This is a genomic window from Achromobacter veterisilvae, from assembly GCF_900496975.1.
Lineage (GTDB): Bacteria > Pseudomonadota > Gammaproteobacteria > Burkholderiales > Burkholderiaceae_B > Achromobacter > Achromobacter veterisilvae.
On record NZ_UFQC01000009.1, the window covers coordinates 182,533 to 206,603 of the forward strand.

18 protein-coding genes are annotated in these 24,071 nt (G+C 67.1%); 11 read left to right on the forward strand and 7 right to left on the reverse strand.

Going from position 1 to position 24,071, the window contains the following annotated elements:
- Window positions 1–90 precede the first annotated feature (90 nt).
- The 3 genes from glnA (at window position 91) to ntrC (ending at window position 4,237) form a co-directional block, all read left to right on the forward strand.
- On the forward strand, window positions 91–1,503 hold the full coding sequence (gene glnA, locus AVE30378_RS10595) for a type I glutamate--ammonia ligase (RefSeq protein ID WP_129240809.1): 1,413 nt from the start codon (window positions 91–93) through the stop codon (window positions 1,501–1,503).
- Between the two features lie 179 nt (window positions 1,504–1,682).
- Window positions 1,683–2,747, forward strand: a complete 1,065-nt coding sequence (gene glnL, locus AVE30378_RS10600; RefSeq protein ID WP_129240810.1) for a nitrogen regulation protein NR(II) — start codon at window positions 1,683–1,685, stop codon at window positions 2,745–2,747.
- Complete coding sequence (gene ntrC / locus AVE30378_RS10605) at window positions 2,747–4,237, forward strand: nitrogen regulation protein NR(I) (protein WP_129240811.1); 1,491 nt, start codon at window positions 2,747–2,749, stop codon at window positions 4,235–4,237. Before glnL ends, ntrC begins: the two co-directional genes overlap by 1 nt.
- Before the next feature lie 805 nt (window positions 4,238–5,042).
- Here ntrC and AVE30378_RS10610 read toward each other — a convergent pair.
- Complete coding sequence (locus tag AVE30378_RS10610) at window positions 5,043–5,957, reverse strand: LysR family transcriptional regulator (RefSeq protein ID WP_129240812.1); 915 nt, start codon at window positions 5,955–5,957, stop codon at window positions 5,043–5,045.
- Window positions 5,958–6,127: 170 nt separating this feature from the next.
- On the opposite strand from AVE30378_RS10610, the gene AVE30378_RS10615 reads away from it, so the two are divergent.
- The 3 genes from AVE30378_RS10615 to AVE30378_RS10625 all read left to right on the forward strand — a co-directional run bounded on the left by AVE30378_RS10615 (window position 6,128) and on the right by AVE30378_RS10625 (window position 8,862).
- Entirely contained in the window at window positions 6,128–6,826 is a 699-nt protein-coding gene (locus tag AVE30378_RS10615; protein ID WP_129240813.1) for a pirin family protein, read from the forward strand.
- Between the two features lie 76 nt (window positions 6,827–6,902).
- Entirely contained in the window at window positions 6,903–7,808 is a 906-nt protein-coding gene (locus tag AVE30378_RS10620; RefSeq protein ID WP_129240814.1) for a pirin family protein, read from the forward strand.
- 76 nt (window positions 7,809–7,884) lie between these two features.
- Window positions 7,885–8,862 (forward strand): Bug family tripartite tricarboxylate transporter substrate binding protein, encoded by a 978-nt coding sequence (locus tag AVE30378_RS10625; protein WP_129240815.1) that lies wholly within the window; start codon window positions 7,885–7,887, stop codon window positions 8,860–8,862.
- 117 nt (window positions 8,863–8,979) lie between these two features.
- On the opposite strand, the gene AVE30378_RS10630 is transcribed toward AVE30378_RS10625, so the two are convergent.
- From AVE30378_RS10630 to AVE30378_RS10640, 3 genes are all read right to left on the reverse strand, one after another.
- Complete coding sequence (locus tag AVE30378_RS10630) at window positions 8,980–9,756, reverse strand: ABC transporter ATP-binding protein (RefSeq protein WP_129240816.1); 777 nt, start codon at window positions 9,754–9,756, stop codon at window positions 8,980–8,982.
- A gap of 2 nt (window positions 9,757–9,758) precedes the next feature.
- Window positions 9,759–11,429 carry an ABC transporter permease gene (locus AVE30378_RS10635; protein ID WP_129240817.1) on the reverse strand — a complete coding sequence of 557 codons (1,671 nt, stop codon included), beginning with the start codon at window positions 11,427–11,429 and terminating at the stop codon, window positions 9,759–9,761.
- A gap of 147 nt (window positions 11,430–11,576) precedes the next feature.
- A complete protein-coding gene (locus AVE30378_RS10640) occupies window positions 11,577–12,620 on the reverse strand; it encodes a Fe(3+) ABC transporter substrate-binding protein (RefSeq protein ID WP_129240818.1) in 1,044 nt (347 codons plus the stop codon).
- Between the two features lie 353 nt (window positions 12,621–12,973).
- Between AVE30378_RS10640 and AVE30378_RS10645 the strand changes: the two genes are divergently transcribed.
- The 5 genes from AVE30378_RS10645 (at window position 12,974) to AVE30378_RS10665 (ending at window position 18,115) form a co-directional block, all read left to right on the forward strand.
- The gene (locus tag AVE30378_RS10645) at window positions 12,974–13,750 is read left to right on the forward strand and encodes a ferredoxin--NADP reductase (RefSeq protein ID WP_129240819.1); all 777 of its coding nucleotides are present in this window, start codon (window positions 12,974–12,976) and stop codon (window positions 13,748–13,750) included.
- Window positions 13,751–13,943: 193 nt separating this feature from the next.
- Window positions 13,944–14,330 carry a Rid family detoxifying hydrolase gene (locus AVE30378_RS10650; RefSeq protein WP_129240820.1) on the forward strand — a complete coding sequence of 129 codons (387 nt, stop codon included), beginning with the start codon at window positions 13,944–13,946 and terminating at the stop codon, window positions 14,328–14,330.
- 40 nt (window positions 14,331–14,370) lie between these two features.
- The gene (gene recG / locus AVE30378_RS10655) at window positions 14,371–16,461 is read left to right on the forward strand and encodes an ATP-dependent DNA helicase RecG (protein ID WP_129240821.1); all 2,091 of its coding nucleotides are present in this window, start codon (window positions 14,371–14,373) and stop codon (window positions 16,459–16,461) included.
- A gap of 80 nt (window positions 16,462–16,541) precedes the next feature.
- On the forward strand, window positions 16,542–17,492 hold the full coding sequence (locus tag AVE30378_RS10660) for a LysR substrate-binding domain-containing protein (RefSeq protein WP_129240822.1): 951 nt from the start codon (window positions 16,542–16,544) through the stop codon (window positions 17,490–17,492).
- Between the two features lie 122 nt (window positions 17,493–17,614).
- Window positions 17,615–18,115 (forward strand): Dps family protein, encoded by a 501-nt coding sequence (locus tag AVE30378_RS10665; RefSeq protein ID WP_129240823.1) that lies wholly within the window; start codon window positions 17,615–17,617, stop codon window positions 18,113–18,115.
- Between the two features lie 64 nt (window positions 18,116–18,179).
- Here AVE30378_RS10665 and AVE30378_RS10670 read toward each other — a convergent pair whose 3' ends face one another.
- From AVE30378_RS10670 to AVE30378_RS10680, 3 genes are all read right to left on the reverse strand, one after another.
- Window positions 18,180–20,345, reverse strand: coding sequence for a capsular biosynthesis protein (locus AVE30378_RS10670; RefSeq protein ID WP_129240824.1), 2,166 nt, complete (start codon window positions 20,343–20,345; stop codon window positions 18,180–18,182).
- Between the two features lie 223 nt (window positions 20,346–20,568).
- Complete coding sequence (locus AVE30378_RS10675; RefSeq protein ID WP_129240825.1) at window positions 20,569–22,653, reverse strand: glycosyltransferase family protein; 2,085 nt, start codon at window positions 22,651–22,653, stop codon at window positions 20,569–20,571.
- Window positions 22,654–22,675: 22 nt separating this feature from the next.
- Window positions 22,676–23,986, reverse strand: coding sequence for a glycosyltransferase family 2 protein (locus AVE30378_RS10680; RefSeq protein ID WP_244235015.1), 1,311 nt, complete (start codon window positions 23,984–23,986; stop codon window positions 22,676–22,678).
- Window positions 23,987–24,071: the final 85 nt, after the last annotated feature.

Here is a 24,071-nt window from a genome sequence, read left to right on the forward strand (position 1 = left end):
CCTGGGGAGAAACCTGGCACGCATATTGCTTATTTGGTTTATGCCAGTCGAAGGGCAAGGCCCTCGACCCTTTTATCTAATGGAGATGACATGGCAAGCCCGAAAGACGTCCTGAAACAGATCGCCGACAACGAAGTGAAATTCGTGGATTTCCGCTTTACCGACACGGTCGGCCGTGAGCACCACGTTTCCGTGCCCACCTCCGCGATCGATGAAGACAAGCTGGAAAGCGGGCAGGCTTTCGACGGTTCCTCGATCCCGGGCTGGAAGGGCATCGAAGCTTCCGACATGCTGCTCATCCCCGACCTGGCGACGGCCAACCTGGATCCGTTCCGCGAAGAGCCGACCCTGATCCTGTCTTGCGACGTCGTCGAACCCTCGGACCTGAAGGGCTATGACCGCGATCCGCGCTCGCTGGCCAAGCGCGCTGAAGCCTACCTGAAGTCCTCCGGCCTGGGCGACACCGCCTACTTCGGCCCGGAACCCGAATTCTTCGTGTTCGACGGCGTGACCTGGAACACCGACATGTCGGGCACCTTCGTCAAGATCAAGTCGGAAGAGGCCTCCTGGTCCACCGGCCTGGATTTCGAAGGCGGCAACACCGGCCACCGTCCCGCCGTGAAGGGCGGCTACTTCCCCGTGCCCCCGGTCGATTCCTTCCAGGACATGCGCTCGGAAATGTGCCTGCTGATGGAACAGATGGGCGTGCCGGTCGAAGTGCACCACCATGAAGTGGCCGGCGCCGGCCAACTGGAAATCGGCACCAAGTTCAGCACGCTGGTGCAGCGCGCCGACTGGACGCAGATCGTCAAGTACATCATTCACAACGTGGCCCACGCCTACGGCAAGACCGCCACCTTCATGCCCAAGCCCATCGTCGGCGACAACGGTTCGGGCATGCACGTGCACCAGTCGATCTGGAAGGACGGCCAGAACCTGTTCGCGGGCAACGGCTACGCCGGCCTGTCGGAATTCGCGCTGTATTACATCGGCGGCATCATCAAGCACGCCCGCGCGCTGAACGCCATCACAAACCCCGGCACCAACTCGTACAAGCGCCTGGTCCCGCACTACGAAGCCCCGGTCAAGCTGGCCTACTCGGCCCGCAACCGCTCGGCCTCGATCCGCATTCCGTACGTCGGCAACCCGAAGGGCCGCCGCGTCGAAGCGCGCTTCCCGGACCCCCTGGCCAACCCGTACCTGGCCTTCTCGGCCCTGATGATGGCCGGCCTGGACGGCGTGCAGAACAAGATCCACCCGGGCGATCCGGCCGACAAGAACCTGTACGACCTGCCGCCGGAAGAAGACGCCAAGATCCCGACCGTGTGCTCCTCGCTGGAGCAGGCGCTGGAAGCCCTGGACAGCGACCGCGAGTTCCTGACCCGCGGCGGCGTGTTCAGCAACGACATGCTGTCGGCCTACATCGACCTGAAGATGGGCGATGTGAACCGCCTGCGCATGACCACGCACCCGGTCGAATTCGACATGTACTACAGCCTCTGATGCTTTGAGGCTGTACCTGGCGGGAGCGCGATGATGTAGGCAGAAACCAGGGCCCACGCCACGCGCACCGCCAGGACGCGGTTCGACGGATCGTCCGCCAGGCCCCGGCCCGGCGGGCGGCGGCCGGATGCCGGCGCCGTCGCGTTCCGCTTTCCCCTCACATTCGGGTATGTTGAAAAATGAATGTAGAAGCTCTCGATCTGCTAGCCACGTCCGTTTTCCTGGTCAACGAACGCGGTCATATCGAATACGCCAACGCGGCCGCCGAAGACCTGTTCGGCCGCTCGCGCAAGCAACTGGGCGGGCACTCCGCCGCCACGCTGTTCGACAGTCCGGAAAACATCCAATCCTCGATCGACCGCGCCGCCGCCGGGCGCTATGCCGACGTCAGGCAACTGGCCTCGTTGCGCCGCGCCACGGAATCCGTGGAAGTCTCGGTGACGACGGTGGGGCTGACGGGCCAGCGCTGGCCCGTGCTGATCGAAACGCGCGAGATCGAACAGCGCGTGCTGGCCGACCGCAACCACCGGCTGGTCGACGAGATCGAGGCGCACCGCGAACTGCTGCGCAACCTGGCGCATGAAGTCAAGAATCCCCTGGGCGGCTTGCGCGGCGCCGCGCAATTGCTCGAGGCCGAGCTGCCGAGCGCGGCGCTGGCCGAGTACACCCAGGTCATTATTTCCGAAGCCGACCGCCTGCAGGCGCTGGTGGACCGCCTGAGCGGCCCGCAACGTGTGCCGCTGAACGCGCGTCCGGTGAACATCCATGAAATCTGCGAGCGCGTCTGCGCGCTGATCCAGGCCGAGTTCCGCAACGACGTCACGCTGCTGCGCGACTACGATGCGTCGGTGCCCGACCTGAAGGGCGATGCCGCCCGCCTGATGCAGGCCGTCCTGAACGTGGCGCGCAACGCCGCCCAGGAACTGGTCGCGCGGCCCCAGGGGCCGCAAACCGAACCCGGTGTCGTCACCCTGCGCACGCGCGTGGCGCGGCAGGTCATGCTGGCCCACAAGCAGCACCGCCTGGCGCTGGTGCTGTCCATCATCGACAACGGTCCCGGCGTGCCGGACCACATCCGCGACCGCATCTTCCATCCGCTGGTCACGGCCCGGGCCGGCGGCACCGGGCTGGGGCTGAGCCTGGCCCAGGACTTCGTGCAGCAGCATGGCGGCATCATCGAATTCGAATCCCGACCCGGGCGCACCGAGTTTCGCCTGGTCCTTCCGATGGAGCCTGCACACTGATGAAACCCGTATGGATCGTCGATGATGACCAGGCCATCCGCTGGGTCCTGGAAAAGGCGCTGGCCCGTGCCGGCGTCCCCACCCGCAGTTTTTCCCAGGCGGCCGACGTGCTGGAGGCGCTGTCGCGCGAAACCCCGGTCGCCCTGGTGTCCGATATCCGCATGCCCGGCGGCAACGGCCTGGAGCTGCTGCGCCAGCTCAAGGAGCGCCATCCCGGCCTGCCGGTGATCGTGATGACCGCGTTCGCCGACCTGGACAGCACCGTGTCCGCCTTCCAGGGCGGGGCCTTCGATTATCTGGCCAAGCCGTTCGACGTGAACGAGGCGGTCGCGCTGATCCAGCGCGCCATGCAGGAGTCGGCGCAGCCCGAAACCCCCGAGGGGCAGGGCGAGTCCGCGCAGAACAATGAACGCTGGATGATGACGCAGTCCTCGTCCACCGCCATGCAGGAAGTGTTCCGCGCCATCGGCCGGCTGGCGCAGTCCAAGGTCACGGTATTGATCACGGGCGAATCCGGCACCGGCAAGGAACTGGTGGCCCGCGCCCTGCATGGGCACGGCGTGCGCGCCGGCGGCCCCTTCGTGGCGCTGAACGCGGCGGCCATTCCGCGCGACCTGCTCGAAGCCGAACTGTTCGGCCACGAGCGCGGCGCCTTCACGGGCGCCAACAATCTGCGCCGCGGGCGTTTCGAGGAAGCGCACGGCGGCACGCTGTTCCTGGATGAAATCGGCGACATGCCGATCGAACTGCAGACGCGCCTGCTGCGCGTGCTGGCCGAAGGCAGCTTCTATCGCGTGGGCGGCGCGCAGCCGGTGCGGGTGGACGTGCGCATCGTGGCCGCCACGCACCAGCCGCTGGAGCAGCGCGTCGAACAGGGCCTGTTCCGGGAAGACCTGTTCCATCGCCTGAACGTGATCCGGCTGCGGCTGCCGCCGCTGCGCGAACGCGTCGAAGACATCCCGGCCCTGGCGAGCCACTTCCTGACCGCCAGCGCCCGCGCCCTGGGCGTGCCGGTCAAGCGCCTCACGCCCGAGGCGCTGGCCGTGCTGACCAAGTTCGATTTTCCAGGCAACGTGCGCCAACTGGAGAACTTCTGCCATTGGCTGACGGTGATGGCGCCGGGCCAGACGGTGGAGCCGGCGGACCTGCCGCCGGAGATCCGCGCCATGGAGCACCAGCGGATCATGAGTCCGGCGGTACGTCCGGCCGTCCCGGTGGCCGGCGCGGGCACTGTGGTGCAGGCGTCCGCGCCCATGGACGAGGGCTCGCCGCGCAACTGGCAGGATTCTCTGCTGCGCGACGCGCAGTACCGCCTGGAACGCGGCGAACCCGCGGTCATGGCCACGCTGACGCGCCAGTTCGAAAAGATCCTGCTGCAAAGCGCGCTGGACGCCAGCCGCGGCCGGCGCGTGGAAGCCGCGTCGCGGCTGGGCATCGGCCGCAACACCATCACGCGCAAGCTGCGCGAGCTGGGCATCGAGGACGAGTGATGCGGCGGGGCAGGGTTGTGTCTCAGTGTCTGACACCCGTACGAGATGCCCCCTTCCGGATCAAGGCAAGCCTTCCCGGGTGTCTGACACCAACATCTGATGCGTGTCAGACACCCGGGAAACACCGCGGCAGGCCGACGGCCATCGCGTAGGGGTGTCAGACACTGGGCCGTTGCGACTACCACGCGCAAGCTGCGCGTCGAAGACGAGTGATGCGGCAGGGCAGGGTGTCTCAGTGTCTGACACCCGTATGAGATGCCCTTCCGGATCAAGGCAGGCCTCCCCGGGTGTCTGACACCAACATCTGATGCGTGTCAGACACCTGGGAAACACCCGGGCAGGCCGACGGCCATCGCGTATGGGTGTCAGACACTGCGCCTGTTGCGACTACCACGCGCAAGCTGGGCATCGAGGACGAATGAGTCCGCGGGGCAGGGTGTCTCAGTGTCTGACACCCATACGAGATGCCCTTCCGGGTTAAGGCAAGCCTTCCCGGGTGTCTGACACCAACATCTGATGTGTGTCAGACACCCGGGAAACACCGTGGCAGACCGACGGCCATCGCGTACGGGTGTCAGACACTGGGCCGTTGCGACTACCACGCGCAAGCTGTGCGTCGAAGACGAGTGATGCGGCGGGGCAGGGTGTCTCAGTGTCTGACACCCGTATGAGATGCCCTTTCGGGTTGAGGCAAGCCTTCCCGGGTGTCTGACACCGACATCTGATGCGTGTCAGACACCCGGGAAACACCGCGGCAGGCCGACGGCCATCGCGTATGGGTGTCAGACACTGGCCCCTGTCGCGACTACCCCAGCCCCAGCAGGCTCTCGCACAACCGCGGGGACTTCAGTTTCTGCAACCACCACTTCAGCGCCTCGCCCGGCGGCTCGGCCCGCCAGGCGTAGGCCACGTGTTCCGTCAGGGACATGCCTTCGTCCGTCTCGCACACCGCCAGCAGGCCCTGCGCCAGGTACGGCGCGGCCAGCGTCAGCGGCAGGTAGCCGCAGCCCAGGCCGCGGACCTGGGCGTCGATCTTGGCCTGCATGGTGGGCATGACCAGCGTGGGCTGGTCCGCCAGGATGCCGCGCGTCTGCGGCGCCAGGTTCCGGGACGTGTCGGCCACCACCACCGCGCAGTAGCGGGTAATGTCGGCGCGGCTGAGCGGCTGAGGCAGCGAGGCCAGCGGATGGTGGGCGGCCACGCAGAAGGCGAATTGCGTCTGCCCCATGGCTTGCGAGCGGTACGGGCCGGTGGGCTCGCCCGCCGCGCCCGCGCCGATGACCAGGTCCGCGCGGCCCGCGGTCAGGGCGTCCCAGTTGCCGCTCAGCACCTCGCTGGAGAAGCGCAGGGTGGTGGCGCTGCCCAGCGCCTGGAATTCCTCGATCAGGTCGTAGAGCGGACGCCAGGGCAGCACCGCGCTGACGGCGATGCGCAGCTCCACCTCCCAGCCCGTGGCGATGCGCTTGACGCGGCAGGCCAGGTCGTCCAGCGATTGCAGGACGTGGCGCCCGTCCCGCAACAGCGTCTCGCCCGCCGGGGTCAGCAGGGCCCGGTGGCCCGACCGGTCGAACAGCAGCACGTCCAGGCCGTCCTCGAGCTTGCGGATGGAGTAGGTGACGGCGGAGGGCACCTTGCCCAGCTCGCGCGCGGCCTTGGCGAAGCTGCCGTGGCGCGCGATCGCGTCCACCAGGATCAGCAGTTCGGGGGTGATGGGCTGCATGGGGATCTATCGTTCAAATTGATTGAATGGTTCCGTCAAAATATAGCGCCAAACCGCGGACATGGCACGCGCACAATATCACTCATGCCGGTGCTGCGGCGGAATCTCCCGGATCGGGAGCGATACGCAGGGCCGAACCACCATTCACATTATTGAAACAGGAGTCCGCAATGCTTACGATTCGCCGCGCCGCCGAACGGGGCCACGCCAACCACGGCTGGCTGGATTCGTTCCACACCTTTTCCTTCGCCAACTATTACGACCCGGCCCACATGGGCTTCGGCGCGCTGCGCGTGATCAACGACGACCGCATCGCCGCCGGCCGCGGCTTCGGGACGCACGGGCACCGCGACATGGAGATCATCACCTACGTACTGGACGGCGCGATCGCGCACAAGGACAGCATGGGCAGCGGCTCGACCATCCTGCCCGGCAACGTGCAGCGCATGAGCGCCGGCCGCGGCGTGATGCATTCCGAGTTCAACCCGCTGCCGGATACCGAAACGCACATGCTGCAGATCTGGATCGAGCCCGACGTCGCCGGCATCGCGCCCGAGTACGAAGAGCGCGGCTTCAGCGACGCGCAAAAGCGCGGCCGCCTGCAAGCCCTGGTGTCGGCCGATGGCATCGACGGTTCGATGAAGATCCACCAGGACGCGCGCCTGTACTCCGGCCTGTTCGACGGAGCGGAATCCGCCGCGCTGGACCTGGCCGCCGGCCGCCGCGCCTGGGTCCATGTGGCGCGCGGCAGCGTGCTCGTCAACGGCACCGAACTGTCGGCCGGCGACGCCGCCGCCATCACGGACGAAAGCCGTGTCGAGCTGTCGGGCGGCAAGAACGCCGAAGTGCTGGTGTTCGACCTGGCATGACGCTTGCGCCGGGCGGAATTTTCCGCCCGGCTGGCCTTAAGATGGCCTTTGGCCCCTACATCCGGAGAGTTTCATTATGTCCACCTTGTCCGAAGCCGGCGAAAGCCAGATTGAAACCGTCGTGGTGCCGCGCACGAGCGACCTGGGCGGCTTTTCCGTCCGGCGGGCCATCCCGTCGGCGCAGCGCCGCACCGTCGGGCCGTTCGTTTTTCTCGACCACATGGGCCCGGTCGAGTTCGCCCCGGGTTCCGGCATCGACGTGCGGCCGCACCCGCACATCGGCCTGTCCACCGTGACCTACCTGTACGAAGGGTCGATGGTGCACCGCGACGGCGCGGGCCACACCCAGACCATTCTGCCCGGCGAGGTCAACTGGATGACGGCGGGCAGGGGGATCGTGCATTCCGAGCGCTCGTCGCCGGAAAGCCGCCAGGCCGCGCAGCGCCTCTGTGGCCTGCAGATCTGGGTGGGCCTGCCCAAGACGCACGAGGAAACCGACCCGGGCTTCACGCACTACGGGCTGGACGTCCAGCCGGTCGTCGAAGGCGAGGGCGTGCGCGCGCAGGTGGTGGCCGGCACGCTCTTCGGCAAGACGTCCGGCGTGAAGACGCTGTCGCCGCTGTTCTATGGCGACATGCAATTGCAGGCGGGCGCGACGGTGGTCCTGCCGGCCGAGCACGAAGAGCGCGCGGCCTATCTGGCGCAGGGCAGCGTCGAGGTGGACGGGCAGGAATTCGAAAGCGGCCGCCTGATCGTGTTCGCGCCGGGCCGCCCCGTGCAGATCCGCGCCCGGACCGCGGCGCGCTTCGCGGTGCTGGGCGGCGAGCCGCTGGACGGGCCGCGCTTTATCTGGTGGAACTTCGTCTCCAGCAGCAAGGACCGCATCGAAACGGCGAAGCAGGACTGGCAGCGCAACCGCTTCGGCCAGATCGTGCCGGGCGACGAAACCGAGTACATCCCGCTGCCCGAGCCGCGCGCCTAGCGCGCAACCGCAAGGCCCGCCGCGCGGCGGTATGATGCGCGTCCCGACCCCAACAACAATCCGGGATGGAGACACTATGCATCGCTCTACCTTCAACGCGCTGCGCGGCCTGGCCGCGCTGGCGCTGATCCACGGCGCCTCCTCGGCGCTCGCCGCCGGCTATCCGGCCAAGCCCATCACCTTCATCGTTCCCTACACCGCGGGCGGCACCACCGACCTGGTGGCGCGGACCGCCGGCCAGAAGGTGGCCGAGAAGCTCGGCCAGCCGGTCATCGTCGAGAATCGTCCGGGCGCGGGCGGCAACATCGGCATGGATGCCGTGGCCAAGGCCGCGCCCGACGGCTACACCATCGGCTTCGGCGCGATCTCCACGAACGCGCTGAACCCGTTCGTCTACCCGTCCATGCCCTTCGACCCCACCAAGGATTTCACCGGCGTCAGCATGCTGGGCGCGTCCACCGTGGTGCTGGAAACCGGGCCGGCCCTGAAGGTCGGCAGCGTCAAGGAACTGGTCGCGTACGCGAAGCAGCATCCGGGCACGTCGTTCGGCACGCCGGGCACCGGCACGTCCATGCATCTGGCCGGCGTGATGTTCGACCAGTTGACCGGCGCGGGCATGCAGCACATTCCGTACAAGGGCAGCGCGCAGGGCCTGAACGACCTGCTGGGCGGGCACCTGCCGGTGATGTTCGACAACCTGCCGGCGTCGCTGCCGCACATCAAGGCGGGCAAGGTGCATGCGCTGGCGGTCACGGGCAGCAAGCGCGCGCCGGCGCTGCCGGACGTTCCCACGCTGGCCGAACTGGGCTACGAGGCCGCGGTGGTGGACCCGTGGTTCGCGGTCTACGGCCCGGCGAAGATGTCGCCCGAGGCGACCAAGGCGCTGAGCGAAGCGTTCCAGTGGGCCCTGGCCCTGCCCGAGGTGAAGGACAAGCTGGAACAGGCCGGCTTCATGCCCTACGGGTCTTCGCCCGATGAAGTGGAACGCCTGACCCAAAGCCAGCACGAGGCGTTCAAGGCCTTGTCGCAGAAGGTGAAGCTGGCGGCGGATTGAGCGGCTTATTGCGGGTGTCTGACACCCGGGTGGCGGCAGCCTTGGTCGAAGGCTGTCTCGTAGGGGTGTCAGACACTGGCACAGCTTCCAAGTGTCAGACACCCACTCCCGACAAGGCTACCGCCCGCGGGCGAAGGCCTGCTCGCGCCGCTCTTCGAGCGCCTCGCGCCGGATGAAGTCGCGCACGAAGGCGTCGGCGGGGTGGTGGTGCAGGTTATAGGGCGTGTCCCACTGCGCGATGCGCCCCTGGGACATGACGCCGATGCGGTCGGCGATGGCGAAGGCCTCGGCCTGGTTGTGCGTGACCAGGATGGCCGTGTGGCCCGTGGTCTTCAGGATGTCGCGGACTTCGAAGGCCAGCCGTTCACGCGTATCCACGTCCAGGTTGGAGAACGGCTCGTCCAGAAGCAGCAGGTCGGGCGAGGGTGCCAGCGCGCGCGCCAGCGCCACGCGCTGCTGCTGGCCGCCGGAGATCTCGTGCGGGTAGCTGTTGGCGGCATGCGCCAGGCCCACCAGTTCCAGCATTTCCTCGACGCGCCGGGCGCGGTCGGCGCGCGCCATTTTGCGCAGGCCGAAGGCCACGTTCTGCGCCACCGTCAGGTGGGGGAACAGCGCGTAGTCCTGGAACATCATGCCGACGCGGCGCAGCTCCGGGGCCACCTGCACGGTGGGCGAGGAAATGACCGTGCCGTCCAGCAGGATGCGGCCGGCGCGCACCGGCTCGAAGCCGGCGATGGCGCGCAGCACGGTGGTCTTGCCGCAGCCGGATTCCCCCAGCAGGCAGCCGATGTGCCCGACGGGCAGTCCCAGCGTCAGGTCCTGCACCACGGGCTTGAGGCCCTTGGGGGTGTCGTAGGCCAGGGAAAGGTGTTCGAGTTCTAACAGATCGGGCACGATCAATGTCCCATTTTCAGATTGGTCCGCGCCAGCAGGATGACGGGAAACAGGCCGGCCAGCACGATGGCCAGCGCCGCCACGGCGCCTTCCTCATACGTGCCGCGGGCGGCTTCCGCATAGAGCCAGGTGGCGAGGGTGTCGAAATTCATGGGCCGCAGCAGCAGCGTGGCGGGCAGTTCCTTCATCGCGTCCACGAACACCAGCAGCGCGCTGGCCGCCAGCGCCGGGCGCAGCAGCGGCAGGTGCACGCGGCGCAGCGTGCCCGCGGAGCTTTCGCCCAGCAGGCGCGACGCCTGTTCCAGCGAAGGCGGGATGCGCGCCAGGCCGGCTTCCAGCGCGCCGGTGGAAATCGCCAGGAAGCGGATGGCGTAGGCGCACACCAGCGCGCCCATCGAGCCCATCAGGAACAGGCCGCCGCCGCCGAACACCTTGGCAACCGCGTTGTCGATCCAGACGAACGGCGTCAGCAGCCCGATGGCCAGCACCGTGCCGGGCACCGCGTAGCCCAGGCTGGCGATGCGGGCGCAGGCGCGTCCGGGATTGAAGCCGGCGCTTTCGCGCAGGGTGCGCCCGGCCCAGGCCACGATGAGGCCGCACAGCAAGGTGACCACGGTGGCGCTGAACGCCACGATCAGCGTATTGCTCAAGCCCCCGATCAACTGGTCGGAGACGCCGCCCACCAGGTGCAGGCGCTTGTAGGTCTCGACGACGAGGTACAGCGCGGGCGCGGCGAAGCCCAGCAGCACGGGGATCCAGCCCAGCGCCGCCGCCACCGCCGCGGCCGGGCCGTGCAGGCGGCGCGGCTGCATGGGGCGCATGCGCTGCGTGTTGGCGTAGCGCTGGCGCTTGCGCCCGTGCCGCTCCAGCAGGATCAGCCCGATCACGATCGCCAGCATGGTGAGCGCGATCTGGGCCGCGCCGGCCAGGTCCGAGCGCGTGACCCAGGTGGTGTAGACCGAGACCGTCAGCGTCTGCACGCCCAGGAATTCGGACGCGCCGATATCGTTCAGCGTTTCCAGCAGCGCCAGGCTGACGCCGACCACGATGGCGGGGCGGGCGAGCGGCAGGGCGACGCGGAAGAACACCGCGACGCGGCCCGCGCCCAGCGTCCGGGCGGCTTCGAGCAGGCTGGCGGCCTGCGTCATGAACATGACGCGGGTGCTCAGGTAGACATAGGGATACAGCACGAAGCCCAGCACGAAGATCGCGCCGTGGATGGAGCGCAGGTCGGGCAGGTGGAACTGGCGCGGGCTGTCGTAGCCCAGCAGCGCGCGGATCGCCGTCTGTATCGGGCCGATGGGGTGCAGCAGGTCCAGGTAGGCGAACGCGATGATGTAGGTGGGCACCGCCAGCGGCAGCAGCAGCGCCCAGGTCAGGACGCGGCGGGTAGGGAAGTCGTAGGCCGTCACCAGCCACGCCGCGCCCGTGCCCAGCAGCGTGACCAGCACCCCGACGCCGGCCAGCAGCATGGCGGTGTTCGCCAGCGCCTGCGGCAGCACGTAGCTGGCGAGATGCTGCCAGTGGGCGAGTTCGCCGCCCAGCGCCCACCAGCCCAGCGTGAGGACGGGCGCCAATACGGCCAGCGCGATCAGGGCGGCGCCGGCCAGCCAGCCGGCCCCGCGTTCAGTCCAGCGCAAACGCAGCGGCCGGGGCAAGGAATCTGTGTGCATGCTTCAACGTCGATGGCATCAATGGCAAGGCCTGCTCCCCCCGGAAAGAAGGGAGCAGGCCCTGCGCGCGGGCCGCAAAACGGTCCGCGCGTCTGTCACTGCCGCAGGGAGGAGCCGCGCCGCGAGGCGTGGCGGCCCATGGGCTTATCAGTTGTCGAAACCGACCTTGTCCACCAGTTCGCTGGCTTGCTTGCGATACTTGGCGATCTCGGTCAGGGGCAGCGGGTCCACCTTCAGTTCGCCGAAGCTGGCGATCACGGGGTCCAGCTTCACGCCCTTGCGGACGGGGTATTCATAGTTGGCCTGCGCGTACAGGGCCTGGGCCGGTTCGGACACCAGGAAGTCCAGCAGCTTGATGGCGTTGGCCTTGTTGGGCGCGTGGGCGGCCACGGCGGCGCCGCTGACGTTCACGTGGGTGCCGCCGCTCTTGGCGTTGGCGAAGGTCGGGCGGATGACCTTGATGGCGTCGCCCCACTTGCGGGCGTCCGTGCCGGGTTCCGCGTTCTTCATCTGGCCCACGTAATAGGCGTTGGCCAGGCCGATGTCGCAGATGCCGCCCAGGATGTCGCGCGCCACGTCGCGGTCGCCGCCGGCGGCCTTGCGGGCCAGGTTGGCCTTGACGCCGCGCAGCCATTTTTCGGTGGCTTCGGCGCCGTCGTGCGCGATCATGGAGGCGACCAGGGCAGTGTTGTAGGGATGCTGGCCCGAACGGATGCAGACCTTGCCCTTCCACTTGGGATCGGCCAGGTCTTCGTAGCGGAAGCTCTCGAGCTTCAGGTCCTTTTCCACGTACAGCACGCGATCGCGCAGCGACAGGGCGTACCACTTGCCGTCGGCGCCGCGCAGGTTGGCGGGAATGACCGATTCCAGGGCCTCGGACTTGACGGACTGGGTCACGCCGCCGTCGACCAGGTCCAGCAGGTTGCCGATGTCCACGGTCATCAGCACGTCGGCGGGCGACTTGGCGCCTTCGGCCTTGACGCGCTCCAGCAGGCCGTCCTTGACGAACACGGTGTTGACCTTGATGCCGCTTTCCTTGGCGAAGGCGTCCAGCAGGGGCTGGATCAGCTTGGGCTCGCGGGTGGTGTACAGGCTGACTTCCTCGGCGGCGTTGGCCTGCACGGCGAAGGCGGCGGCGCCGGCCAGCGCCAGGGCGCGTAGCAGCGAATTCAATTGGGGACGCTTGGTCATGGCGAAGTGCTCCGGCTAGGGCTACAGCGGGAAGCGCCGGGTGGCGGCTGTTCCGCTGCTCGAAAAGCGGTCTGCTAACGAAAATGATTATCAACTGAGAACGGCACAATAACAGGAAGCTTTGCAGCGTTCAACTATTCGTAAGCGTGCGGCGCGGGCGCTTGATCCCCATCAATACGGCATAAGGGTATTACGGAATAATGAGAGCAGTTATCATCAAGACCCTGTAGAATAGGGTCAACCCTAATGCCGCCCGCGCCTTTTCTGCGGTGCGGAACGACCTCGCGATGCGAGGCCGGGCCCGCCTGGAAACCAGACTCGCCCGACTTTGTCTCGCCCTTACTTCATACGACATGGCTGCTTTCAACACTGAGCGCGTATTGAGCGTGCACCACTGGAACGACACCCTGTTTTCCTTTACCACCACGCGTGACGCGGCCTTGCGGTTCCACAACGGCCACTTCGTGATGATCGGCCTGGAAGTCGAAGGCAAGCCCCTGCTGCGGGCCTACAGCATCGCCAGCGCGAACTACGAAGAGAATCTCGAATTCCTCAGCATCAAGGTGCAGAACGGCCCGCTCACGTCGCGCCTGCAGCACCTGAAAGAGGGCGACACCATCCTGGTCAGCCGCAAGCCGGTGGGCACGCTGGTCGTGGACGACCTGCGGCCCGGCAAGCACCTGTTCCTGTTCGGCACGGGCACCGGCCTGGCGCCGTTCATGAGCATCATCAAGGACCCGGACGTCTACGAACGCTTCGAAAAGGTCATCCTGGTGCACGGCGTGCGCTGGGTCAGCGAACTGGCCTACGCCGACTTCATCGAAAAGGAACTGCCGAACAACGAGTTCTTCGGCGACGTGGTCCGCGAGAAGCTGGTGTACTACCCGACGGTCACGCGCGAACCCTTCCGCAACCAGGGCCGCATCACGGAGCTGATGGAAAACGGCAAGCTGTGCGCCGACATCGGCATTCCCCAGATCAACCCCGAGACCGATCGCGCCATGATCTGCGGCAGCCCGCATATGCTGGCCGACATCAGCGCCATGCTGGACAAGCGCGGCTTCACCGTGTCGCCGGGCGTCGGCCAGCCGGGCGACTACGTCGTGGAACGGGCGTTCGTCGACAAATAAGGCGCTGCGTTCCCGCGCAGAAGAATCCACCGCGGGTGCGCGGTGGATTTTTTTTTGCGCGCGCCGGGGCATTCGATGACCGGGCGCGCTTTTCCGCATCCGCCCTACGGCATTCCGCCCCTTTCGCAAATGTCTATTGCTGTTTAAACTTCGATAGTTGTAGCTTCTATCCGTCATCTGAAGGATTCCGCCCATGAGCAAGCAAATCATCCATACCGACGCCGCGCCCGCCGCGGTCGGCCCTTACTCGCAAGCGGTTGCCGTAAGCGGCACCAAGACTGTCTACCTTTCGGGCCAGATCGGCCTGGAACCGGGCACCGGCGACCTGGTTTCCGAGAACTTCGACGCCCAGGTGCGCCAGGCGTTCGCCAACATGCAGGAAGTCATCGCCGCCGCGGGCGGCACGCTGGACAACGTGGTCAAGCTGACGCTGTTCCTGACCGACCTGGGCAAGTTCACGGCCGCCAACGCGATCATGGCCGAGATCATTCCCCAGCCGTTCCCGGCGCGCTCCACCATCGGCGTGGCCAGCCTGCCCAAGGGCGCGCAGTTCGAGGTCGAGGCCATCCTGGTCCTCTAGGGCGCGCCCGGGACGTTTCGAACAAGGGGCTCGTTCCTTCATGCCGGCCGCGGCCGCGGCTTCCAAGCGACCCGGCGCCGACCCCAAAGGCGCCGGCAAGTCCATGACGGATACGGAGCGCAAGCTTCGTAACCTGGGCTTGGTGCTGCCCGAGGATTTCGTGCTGCACCTGCCGCTGCGCTACGAAGACGAAACCCGCGTCGTCCCCATCGCCGCGCTGCGGCCGGGCTTCCCGGCCCAGGTCGAAGGCGAGATCACCAAATCCGAGGTGCTGTACCGGCCTCGGCGCCAGCTCACCGCCACCCTGGCGGACGACAGCGGCGAACTCCATTTGCGCTGGCTGAATTTCTACCCCAGCCAGCAGAAGCAGGTCAGCGTGGGCAAGCGCCTGCGGGCGCGCGGCGAGGTCCGCGGCGGCCTCTTCGGCCGCGAAATGGTCCATCCCCGCATGACGAACGCGGACGCTCCGCTGCCCACCGCGCTGACGCCCGTCTATCCCAGCACCGAAGGGCTGCCGCAACTGACCCTGCGCCGCGCCATCGCGCAGGCGCTGGACCGCACCGACCTGTCCGACACCTTGCCCGACGAGGCGCGCGCCCGCTACGATCTGCCGCCTTTCGAGCCGGCCATCCGCGCCCTGCATACGCCGGCGCAGGGCGAATCCGAAGCGGCCCTGCTGGACCGCGTGCATCCGGCGTGGCGGCGCATCAAATTCGACGAGCTGCTGGCGCAGCAACTGTCGCTGGCGGCGGCACGGGCGGCGCGGCGCATCAAGGAAGCCGAACCGCTGCCGGCGCGCGCCGAATCCGGCGGCCTGGTCGCCCGGCTGTATGAAGCCCTGCCGTTCAAGCTGACCGGCGCGCAGCAGAGAGTGGTCGAAGAGATATCCGCCGACCTGGCCAAGCCGTACCCCATGCATCGCCTGTTGCAGGGCGACGTGGGCAGTGGCAAGACCGTGGTGGCGGCCATCGCCGCGGCGCAGGCCATCGCCGGCGGCGCGCAGGTCGCGCTGATGGCGCCCACCGAAATCCTGGCCGAGCAGCACTTCCGCAAGCTGGTGTCGTGGCTCCAGCCGCTGGGCGTGAACGTGACTTGGCTGAGCGGCAGCCTCACCGCCAAGGCGCGCCGCGCGGCCGCTGCCGCCGCCGCCGACGGCAGCGTGCAACTGGTCGTGGGCACGCAGGCGCTGATCCAGGACCACGTCGAATTCCACCGCCTGGGCCTGTCCATCGTCGACGAGCAGCACCGCTTCGGCGTCGGGCAGCGCCTGGCGCTCACCCGCAAGGGCGAAACCGTGCGCGGCCGCATCGTGCCGCACCAGCTCAACATGAGCGCCACGCCGATTCCCCGCACCCTGGCCATGACCTTTTTCGCCGACCTGGACGTGTCCGTCATCGACGAACTGCCGCCGGGACGCACGCCGGTCCTGACCAAGCTGGTCTCGGACGCGCGGCGCGAAGAAGTCATCGCCCATATCGCGCAGGCCGCGCGCGGCGGGCAGCAGGCCTACTGGGTCTGTCCGCTGGTCGAGGAGAGCGAGGCCCTTGAACTCCAGACGGCGGTGGACACCTACGAGGGCATGCGGGTGGACTTGCCGGACCTGCGCATCGGACTGGTGCACGGCCGGCTGCCGCAGGCCGAAAAGGCCGCCGTGATGCAGGCGTTCCGCGACGGCGAAGTGGACCTGCTGGTGGCCACCACCGTCATCGAAGTCGGCGTCGACGTGCCGAACGCCTCGCTCATGGTGATCGAGCACGCCGAGCGCTTCGGCCTGGCCCAGTTGCACCAATTGCGCGGGCGGGTGGGGCGGGGCACCGCCGAATCGGTCTGCGTGCTGCTGTACCAGACGCCGCTGTCGCAGGTTGCCCGCGAACGCCTGCGGGCCATGTTCGAAACGTCGGACGGCTTCGAGATCGCCCGGCGGGACCTGGAACAGCGCGGCCCGGGAGAATTCCTGGGCACGCGCCAGTCCGGCATGGCGCTCTTGCGTTTCGCCGACCTGGAAACCGACGCCGCCATCGCGGAGGACGCGCGCGACGCCGCCGTCTGGCTGCGCGCCGAACATCCGGCGGCCGTCGAAGCCCACCTGGCGCGCTGGATGCGCGGGCGCGAGGATTTCCTGCGCACATGAACCCGCCGCCAGCCATGAACCTTCATCTATCGAGCGCCGGCGATGCCGCCGGCGCGCAACCCCCGGGGGCGTAGTCCACCATGACTCTCACCGAACTCAAGTACATCGTCGCGGTAGCGCGGGAACGGCATTTCGGCCGGGCGGCCGAGGCCTGTTTCGTCAGCCAGCCCACGCTCTCCGTCGCGATACGCAAGCTGGAAGACGAACTGGGCGTGACGCTGTTCGAACGGGGCGGCGCCGAGGTGGGCGTCACTCCCATCGGCCAGCGCATCGTCGCGCAGGCGCAGAAGGTGCTGGAAGAAAGCGCCAGCATCAAGGAAATCGCGCGGCAGGGGCACGATCCGCTGGCCGGGCCCCTGCGCGTCGGCGTCATCCACACCATCGGCCCCTATCTGCTGCCGCGCCTGGTGCCGGTGCAGATCGGGCGCACGCCGCAGATGCCCCTGCTGCTGCAGGAGAACTTCACCGTCCGCCTGGTCGAACTGCTGCGCCAGGGCGAGATCGACTGCGCCATCATGGCCTTGCCGCTGCCCGAGGCCGGCCTGGTCATGCAGCCGCTGTACGACGAACCCTTCGTCGTGGCCGTGCCCAACGACCACGAACTGGCGCGCCGCAAAGCGATCGACGCGCAGGACCTGAAGCAGCAGACCATGCTGCTGCTGGGCAGCGGCCATTGCTTCCGCGACCAGGTGCTGGAGGTCTGTCCCGAACTGTCGCGCTTCTCGGCCGCCAGCGACGGCATCCAGCGCACCTTCGAGGGTTCCTCGCTCGAAACCATCCGCCACATGGTCGCGGCCGGCATCGGCGTCACCGTCCTGCCCGTGACCGCCGTGCCCGAGCACCCGCCCGCCAACAGTCTGCTGCACTACCTGCCGTTCGAGGGCCACGTGCCGGAACGCCGCGTGGTCCTGGCCTGGCGCCGCAGTTTCCCGCGCCTGGCGGCCATCGAGGCGCTGGCGCAGGCGGTCTACGCGTGCGAGCTGCCGGGCGTAAAGATGCTGACGGACGAAGTGGCGGCGGTGCAGGACTGATACCGACATTTGAGCGCCGTCAACAACCCGCGCCCTTGTTGACGCGAACCTGGGGCGGCGCCTCAATTCCCCAAGTCCGCAGTGGTATCCTTGTTTTGCACTTTCATCCATAGGAGCTAGCAATGGCCAAGTCCACCAAGAAGACCTCAAGCGTTCCGCGCATCAATATCGGTATCTCGGACAAGGACCGCGCCGCCGTCGCGGGCGAATTGTCCAAGCTGCTGGCCGACTCGTACACGCTGTACCTGATGACGCACAACTTCCACTGGAACGTCACGGGGCCCATGTTCAACACCCTGCATTTGATGTTCATGACGCAGTACACGGAAGAGTGGAACGCGCTGGACAGCATCGCGGAACGCATCCGCGCCCTGGGCCACTACGCGCCCGGCACCTATCGCGAATTCGGCAAGCTGTCGTCGATCTCCGAGCCGGAGTCGGTGCCGGAAGCCCTGGAAATGGTGCGCTTGCTGGTGACCGCGAACGAATCCGTCGCCAAGACCGCGCGCGCCGCCTTCGAGAAGGCCGATGCCGCCAACGACCAGCCCACGGCTGACTTGCTGACCCAGCGCCTGGACGTGCACGAAAAGAACGCCTGGATGCTGCGCAGCCTGCTGCAATGACCGCCGCTCTGGCAGCATGAAAAAAACCGGAACCTCGCGGTTCCGGTTTTTTTTTCGTCCCCGATCAGGCCGGGTTGCTTTGCAGGAAACGGTCCAGGATGCGGCGGCTTTCCGCGACGTTGCCGTTCTTCAGGTTGTGCATGGCCAGCTCGATATTGGCCTCGCGGTCCATCGGCGAGGTCTGGATCACGCGCTGGGCGCTGGCGATGACGTCGTCGGCGTTGGTGGAGTTCGAGCGGCGCGCCAGGAACTCGCGCTTGTGCGCATCCGCAAGCGAACGCTGCAGCGAGATCAGCCCCTGATACGACGGATCGATCGACTGGATGCCGTTGAGGGCGTCCTCGGCGTCCCGCAGGCGCTCTTCCGTCAGGCATTTGCGGAAGCTGCGGGCCAGCGCGCGCAGGCACTTGTCGATATGGTCGTGCGCGGTGTTCAGGTCCATGGCGCCGCTTTGCGACAACTGCGCATAGACGCGCGCGGCGGCCTGGTGGGCGCCTAGCTGCGACAGTTTCACCGCGGCCAGCGCGACGGTCTCGCGTTCGGCCGGCAGCGCGGAGCCGGCAAGGCGCTGCCAGCATTCGATGGCGGCGCGCGCATGCCCCTGCGCCTGGAGTTGCTTCGCGGCGCGCTGGACATAGCGCGGGTCAACGGGGGCGAGGTGGGCCAGGCGGCCCAGCAGCGCCACGGTCTCGGTGCTGTTCTGGTATTCCGGATAGGTTTCATAGGCTTTCAGCAGGCGCCGGTAAGCCTGGTTGATCTGGTCGTCCTGGTCTTCCTGGGTGTCCTGCGGCAGCGACTGCAGCGCATAGAACGCGCTGAGCGTGGGCAGCAGGGCGCCGACCCGGCCGGTGCGCTTGACTTCGCGCGTGGCGCGCTTGAGGACCGCGGCGCGCGCCGAGTCCAGGCCGGCCTGATCCACGCCCGGCGTGCTGGCGAGCGCATTCACCATGTTGGCGGCGTCGGCCAGCGGGGTATGCGCCCGCGAGGCGAAGCGCAGGGCGCGCACGGCGTCGCCGGCCGCGTACTTGCGGAAGGCCTGCTCGGCCTGCGAATTCTGGCCCAGCTTGGAATGGATGCGGCCCAGCAGCAGGGCGGTCTTTTCGTCGCTTTCCTTGCCCAGCGATTCGGCGGCCCAATCGCGGGCTTTGTCGTACTCGCCGACTTCCATCGCGCCTTCGGCGGCCTGGCGCAGGATGTAGGCGCTGCGGTTGCTGTCGATGGACAGGGCGATGGACCAGGCGTCCAGGATATCGTCGGTCTGGTCCAGCGCGGTCACGGCGCGGGCGCGCAGCACATAGGCGGTGGGGCTGCCGTTCTTGAGTTCGATGGCGCGGTTGGTCAGCAGCAGGGCGTTGTCCCACTCGAGTTCGCGGGCCGAAGCCTTGGCGCGCTCGATGCATTGCTTCCAGTCCAGCGGCTCGGTGGACGCGACCGGGTTCTGGTCGGCGGTGCCGAGCAGTTTTTCGCAGATGGCGCGGCCCACCAGCTTGGCGAAGGCCGGCGTGTAGTGCGCCGTGTCGCGGCCTTCGTCGGGCATGCCGCGGCTTTGGCCGAAATGCGCCAGCAGCGCGCCGGGCTCGATCACGGGGATGCCCAGGGTGCTTGCGGCCAGCTTGACGGTCTCGACCATCTGGGCGCGGTCGGCGATGGGCTGGCCCTCGGCGTTGATCGCGTTGCAGTGGGTCACGAGCACGAACGTGCCGCCCAGCAGTTGCTGGATCGTTTTCAGGTCGTCCAGGATCTCCTGCGCGTTCTGCACGTGCATGACCGTGTGGGTCAGGGCATGCTGCACGTGTTCGGGCACGTGGGAGAAGCTGGGCGCTTCCTGCAGGGCCGCCCGGCGCTTGGCCAGCGCGTCGCGCGAGGCGTGGTCGAAGAAAATCTTCAGGAGTTCGGGGCAGAAGTTCAGCGCTTCCTTGAAGCGGACTAGTTGCAGGTACTTCCCGTCCAGCTCCAGCACCTTGGTCGAACTGATCTCGACCACGTAGCGCGAATCGGCGGGCTGGGGGCTGGCGGGATTGGACTCGCGCAGCGGCTCGCTGGAAATGAAGGGCCAGGCGCCTTCCGGCAGCGAAGTTTCGCCGCGCATGTAGCGGATGGCCTGGATGGTTTCCTTGGTGTTGTGCGTGAAACCGTAAAGAAGGCGATTATCCAGAACGAAGTTCCGCTGCGCCTGGAGTTTGGTCATGGGGCCTGCCACACGGCAGGATCCGATCGTTGAGATAATCATTGTCCGATACTCCTTCGTTACATCAGAGCGAAAATATATAGGAAGAAATTGCCTTCCCGGCTGCGGGGAGTGAGTATGAGTAACTGTTTTCCCGGCTTCAGGGGGAAAATACGGCCGCCGCGGAGCGGGCAGAAACAATATAAAAAGAACTGCTGCAAATGAAATCCGGGAATAATCAATTTCCATCAGGTTATTTAGAACCCGATATCTGTTGCGGCGTTATTCAGGATATTTTCATATGCAGGAGACGCGGCTCGGCGCGCACGCCGGAATGCGCGCCGGGCTGGGGTTTGGCGGCCTGCATGAGGAAATCGTCCAGGGCCTGCTCCAGGGGCGGATATTCATGCGCGAGGCGTTCCCGGGCGCGTTTCCCCATGGCGCGCACCGCTTCCTGGTCCTCCAGGGCGTCCAGCAGGGCATGCGCGATTTCGGCGGGGGGGCGTGAATAATCGACATGCAGGCCGCCGCGTCCGGGCTCGACGAGATCGGTATATGCGGGATTAAGGCCGACCGCCGGGCAGATGCCTTGGGCCATGCTTTCCAGCAGGCTGGCCGTCGGCGGCAGCGCCGCGATTTCGGCCCGCGTCGGAATGAAAGGAAACAGCGCCAGCTCCACGCGGGCCAGCAATTGCTCGCGCGAAGGCAGGTCGCCGATTTCGGGCAGGAAAACCAATTGGTCGTCGTGCAGGCCGATGGAGACGGCGTGGCGGTGCATGAGCGCGGTGGATTTCGAATCGCTCAGCACCAGCAGCGCGGTATCCGGGCGGCGCAAGGCAATCTCCGCATAAATGTCGATGACCGCGCGCGCCACTATCGGATCGGGATGATCGTCGGTCATGGCCAGCACGCGCTTGCCTTGCAGCGCGGCCAGCGCGGCCTCGATCTCGGGCGCGGCGGCCTTGCGCGCCTTTGCCGGCGGCAAGGGCAGGGGCGGAAGGATGGTGGCTTCCTGGGTCCCGCCCAGCAACTGCTGGGCGGCGTCGTGCATCGCGCGCGAACCGAGGGCGACCAGGTCGGCGTCGACGAGCGCTTCCGAGACCAGCTTGAGTTCCAGCCGGCCGCGTTCCGACAGTTTGTGGTTGGCGGTGGCCTTCTGGAAGTAGTCGAGGCCGAGGAGGACCAGGCCGTAGGGCACGCGCAGGGTCTGCGCGGCGGTGCTGGCGGCGATGGCGCAGCGCAGGCTGTTCCAGGCCAGCACGGCCCGCGGCGGTTGGCCGACCGTCGTCGCCAGCACGGCCTCGGACAGCGCGCCGGCGGCGTCCTCGATGGCTTGCGTGCGCCCGGGCTCGGCGTGCACGGCCTTGTAGACCACGCCATCGAGCACGATATCGGTCTGCGGCAATTCCGCGCGCAGGTTCGCGTCCGCCCGCGCCGCGTCGTCCGTGGCCAGGCTGATCACGCATACGGCGCCGTAGCGCCGATGCAGCAGCGCCGCGTGACGGTGCAGGGCGTTGCTGGCGGCATTGCGGCCGTGCAGCAGCGACACGGGCGAAACGATCACGATGGGGCCGGCCGCGTTGAAATCGAACGCCTGCGGAGGCCGCGGCGCGCGGCGCCTGGCGCGGCACATCAGTTCGTGCGCGTTGCGCACCCGCCGGGCGCGGTGCTGCTCGGCCGTGCTGAATTCCACGCCGGTATCCTGGGCGCGCGCGAGCAGCTTGGCCGGCGCGGTCACCAGGCCGGCGTCGTAAAGGCTGAAAGCCAGTTGCCGGACGTGCGGGGCGGCCGGCTCCAGGGTCAGGAGCTGCTCGGCGATCTGTTCGGAGATATGCGGGTAGCTGCTGCGGGCCCATTTGGCGACTTCGCAGAAGACCTTGACCTTGGTCTGCGCCGGCCACGGCTGCTTCGAGATCCACAGAATGACCTCGGCGTCCCGGACGCGGCGCGCGTAGTCCAGCGCTTCCTTGATGGCGCTGGACGTTTCCGCGGGCAGCACGGCCGGCGCCTGGCGCTTGGCCGGCGGCGCGTGGCGCCGCTCGCGCTTGTGGGCGCCGGACAGCTTGTACAGCCGCAGGGGCAGCATGACGTAATCGGCAAGGCTGCGGGCGCGCGTCACTTCCTGGCCGAAGCGCCAGGTCAGCGTGCGCTCTTGCCGGGCCAGTTGCTGGTTCGATTCGCGCAGCAGGGCCTTGACGCCGGCCAGGTCCTTTTCGGCCTGGAGCCGCGCCGCGCGCTCCTGTTCGAGGCGCGCGTACATCAGTTCATTCTCCTGCGCGAGCTGGCGCGTCCGGTCTGGCTGCGCGGGCGCCCGCCGCGCGGCGGCGTCGGCGGTGGGGGCGGGGTTCGCGATGGCGGTGCTGGGAGGCATGAGTCTTCTGAAAGGTGTGTGTTCAACGGGCCTGAGCGGCTTCGTGGCGGTGGCGGCGCACCCACGACTCGCGGTAGGCGATGCGCGCAAGCCGGCCTTCGGCGCTCGCGAGGCCCGATTGGGGAGCCTGGGTCAGCGAGCCGGCGCGGTGCAGCGCCAGGGTCTGGACGTCGGCGGTGCGCAGCAGGGCGTTCCTGCCCAGGCGCAGGGCGATGCGGTGCTCGTATTCCTCGTCGGCGCCGAAGCGGGTTTCGTCGAAGGCGCCGACATCGCGCAGGACCGAGCGCCGCATCATGAGCGAGCAGGGGTTGTGGCGTGCAAAGGGAAAGATCCGTGGTGCTGCAAGGTGTCCATCCTCCGAGATGCGTATCAGTCTGCTGACCGTGGCCGCCGCGCCTGAACGTTCGAGGGCGCGCAACTGGGACGCGATGCGCTGCGGCAACATAATGTCGTCCGCGTCCAGGAAGGTTATGAAGCTGCCCTTGGCGTGGCGCATACCTATATTCCTGGAAGCGTAGGCCCCATTATTCGGAAAGCGAAGTGCAGTTATACGCGGATTTTCCGACGCCAACTGCCGCATATGTTGGAATGTGTGATCGTGCGAGCCGTCATCTATGGAAATAATTTCAATATTAGGATAGGTCTGGTTCAGCACGGAGCGCAGGGCGGTGCCCACGTAGGGGGCGGCATTGTACGCGCAGATAATTACCGAAATCAGTGGCCGCTCGTGAACGGAAAAGGCCGGGGAGTCCCCGTTTTCCGCAATGAAATCGGCCAATCGCAGGGGGGCATCGGCGTCGATGGCGGGGTTGCGAGTATTTGTCAGAATATCGTTCAATAGTTTTCTGGCTTGCCCGAATTCGCCGGCCCGGCTGTGCAATGCTGCAAGAATTACATGCAAATCTTTTGATTTCCTAAATTCTTGGGCAAGCCGGCGGGCCGCCTCGAAGCCGGCGCCGAGGTCGCCCTCGGCCAGCGCGAACGCGGCCTTCAGTGCCCATTCGCGGGGGGCCAGCCACTGTGCCGCCGCGCGGGGATCCCAGCGCGCGAGCGCCAGGGCGTACTGGCGCCGTTCATAGTCGGAAACGCGTCCCAGGTAGCGCCGGGGATCGGCGGCCGCCTCCGGGCCGTGCAGCTCCAGGCGCGCGCGCAGGCGCGCCAGGCCGAATTCGGGGAAAACGGATGGCTTTGTTTCAAGGCTTGTCCGAAATAATCCAATCCTGTTCAGGATTACCGCGTTGCCAGCCCCTTTTTCATAGAGCTCGTCGACCCGCATGCGGCGAGTAAGCCGATGTATTTTTTTCTGATAAAGATTGAACAGGTGCTTGAGCAATGGCTGATCCGCCGGGACGGACTGCGGGCGGCGCGGCACCCGGTCCGTCCCTGAAAAAACAGGATTTGAGGGAGGAGGCGCATTC

Excerpts from the sequence above, each read along its gene's own strand:
- glnA (WP_129240809.1), top strand. The coding sequence starts at position 91 with ATGGCAAGCCCGAAAGACGTCCTGAAACAGATCGCCGACAACGAAGTG.
- glnL (WP_129240810.1), top strand. The coding sequence starts at position 1,683 with ATGAATGTAGAAGCTCTCGATCTGCTAGCCACGTCCGTTTTCCTGGTC.
- ntrC (WP_129240811.1), top strand. The coding sequence starts at position 2,747 with ATGAAACCCGTATGGATCGTCGATGATGACCAGGCCATCCGCTGGGTC.
- AVE30378_RS10610 (WP_129240812.1), bottom strand. The coding sequence starts at position 5,957 with ATGCAGCCCATCACCCCCGAACTGCTGATCCTGGTGGACGCGATCGCG.
- AVE30378_RS10615 (WP_129240813.1), top strand. The coding sequence starts at position 6,128 with ATGCTTACGATTCGCCGCGCCGCCGAACGGGGCCACGCCAACCACGGC.
- AVE30378_RS10620 (WP_129240814.1), top strand. The coding sequence starts at position 6,903 with ATGTCCACCTTGTCCGAAGCCGGCGAAAGCCAGATTGAAACCGTCGTG.
- AVE30378_RS10625 (WP_129240815.1), top strand. The coding sequence starts at position 7,885 with ATGCATCGCTCTACCTTCAACGCGCTGCGCGGCCTGGCCGCGCTGGCG.
- AVE30378_RS10635 (WP_129240817.1), bottom strand. The coding sequence starts at position 11,429 with ATGCACACAGATTCCTTGCCCCGGCCGCTGCGTTTGCGCTGGACTGAA.
- AVE30378_RS10640 (WP_129240818.1), bottom strand. The coding sequence starts at position 12,620 with ATGACCAAGCGTCCCCAATTGAATTCGCTGCTACGCGCCCTGGCGCTG.
- AVE30378_RS10645 (WP_129240819.1), top strand. The coding sequence starts at position 12,974 with ATGGCTGCTTTCAACACTGAGCGCGTATTGAGCGTGCACCACTGGAAC.
- AVE30378_RS10650 (WP_129240820.1), top strand. The coding sequence starts at position 13,944 with ATGAGCAAGCAAATCATCCATACCGACGCCGCGCCCGCCGCGGTCGGC.
- recG (WP_129240821.1), top strand. The coding sequence starts at position 14,371 with ATGCCGGCCGCGGCCGCGGCTTCCAAGCGACCCGGCGCCGACCCCAAA.
- AVE30378_RS10660 (WP_129240822.1), top strand. The coding sequence starts at position 16,542 with ATGACTCTCACCGAACTCAAGTACATCGTCGCGGTAGCGCGGGAACGG.
- AVE30378_RS10665 (WP_129240823.1), top strand. The coding sequence starts at position 17,615 with ATGGCCAAGTCCACCAAGAAGACCTCAAGCGTTCCGCGCATCAATATC.
- AVE30378_RS10670 (WP_129240824.1), bottom strand. The coding sequence starts at position 20,345 with ATGATTATCTCAACGATCGGATCCTGCCGTGTGGCAGGCCCCATGACC.
- AVE30378_RS10675 (WP_129240825.1), bottom strand. The coding sequence starts at position 22,653 with ATGCCTCCCAGCACCGCCATCGCGAACCCCGCCCCCACCGCCGACGCC.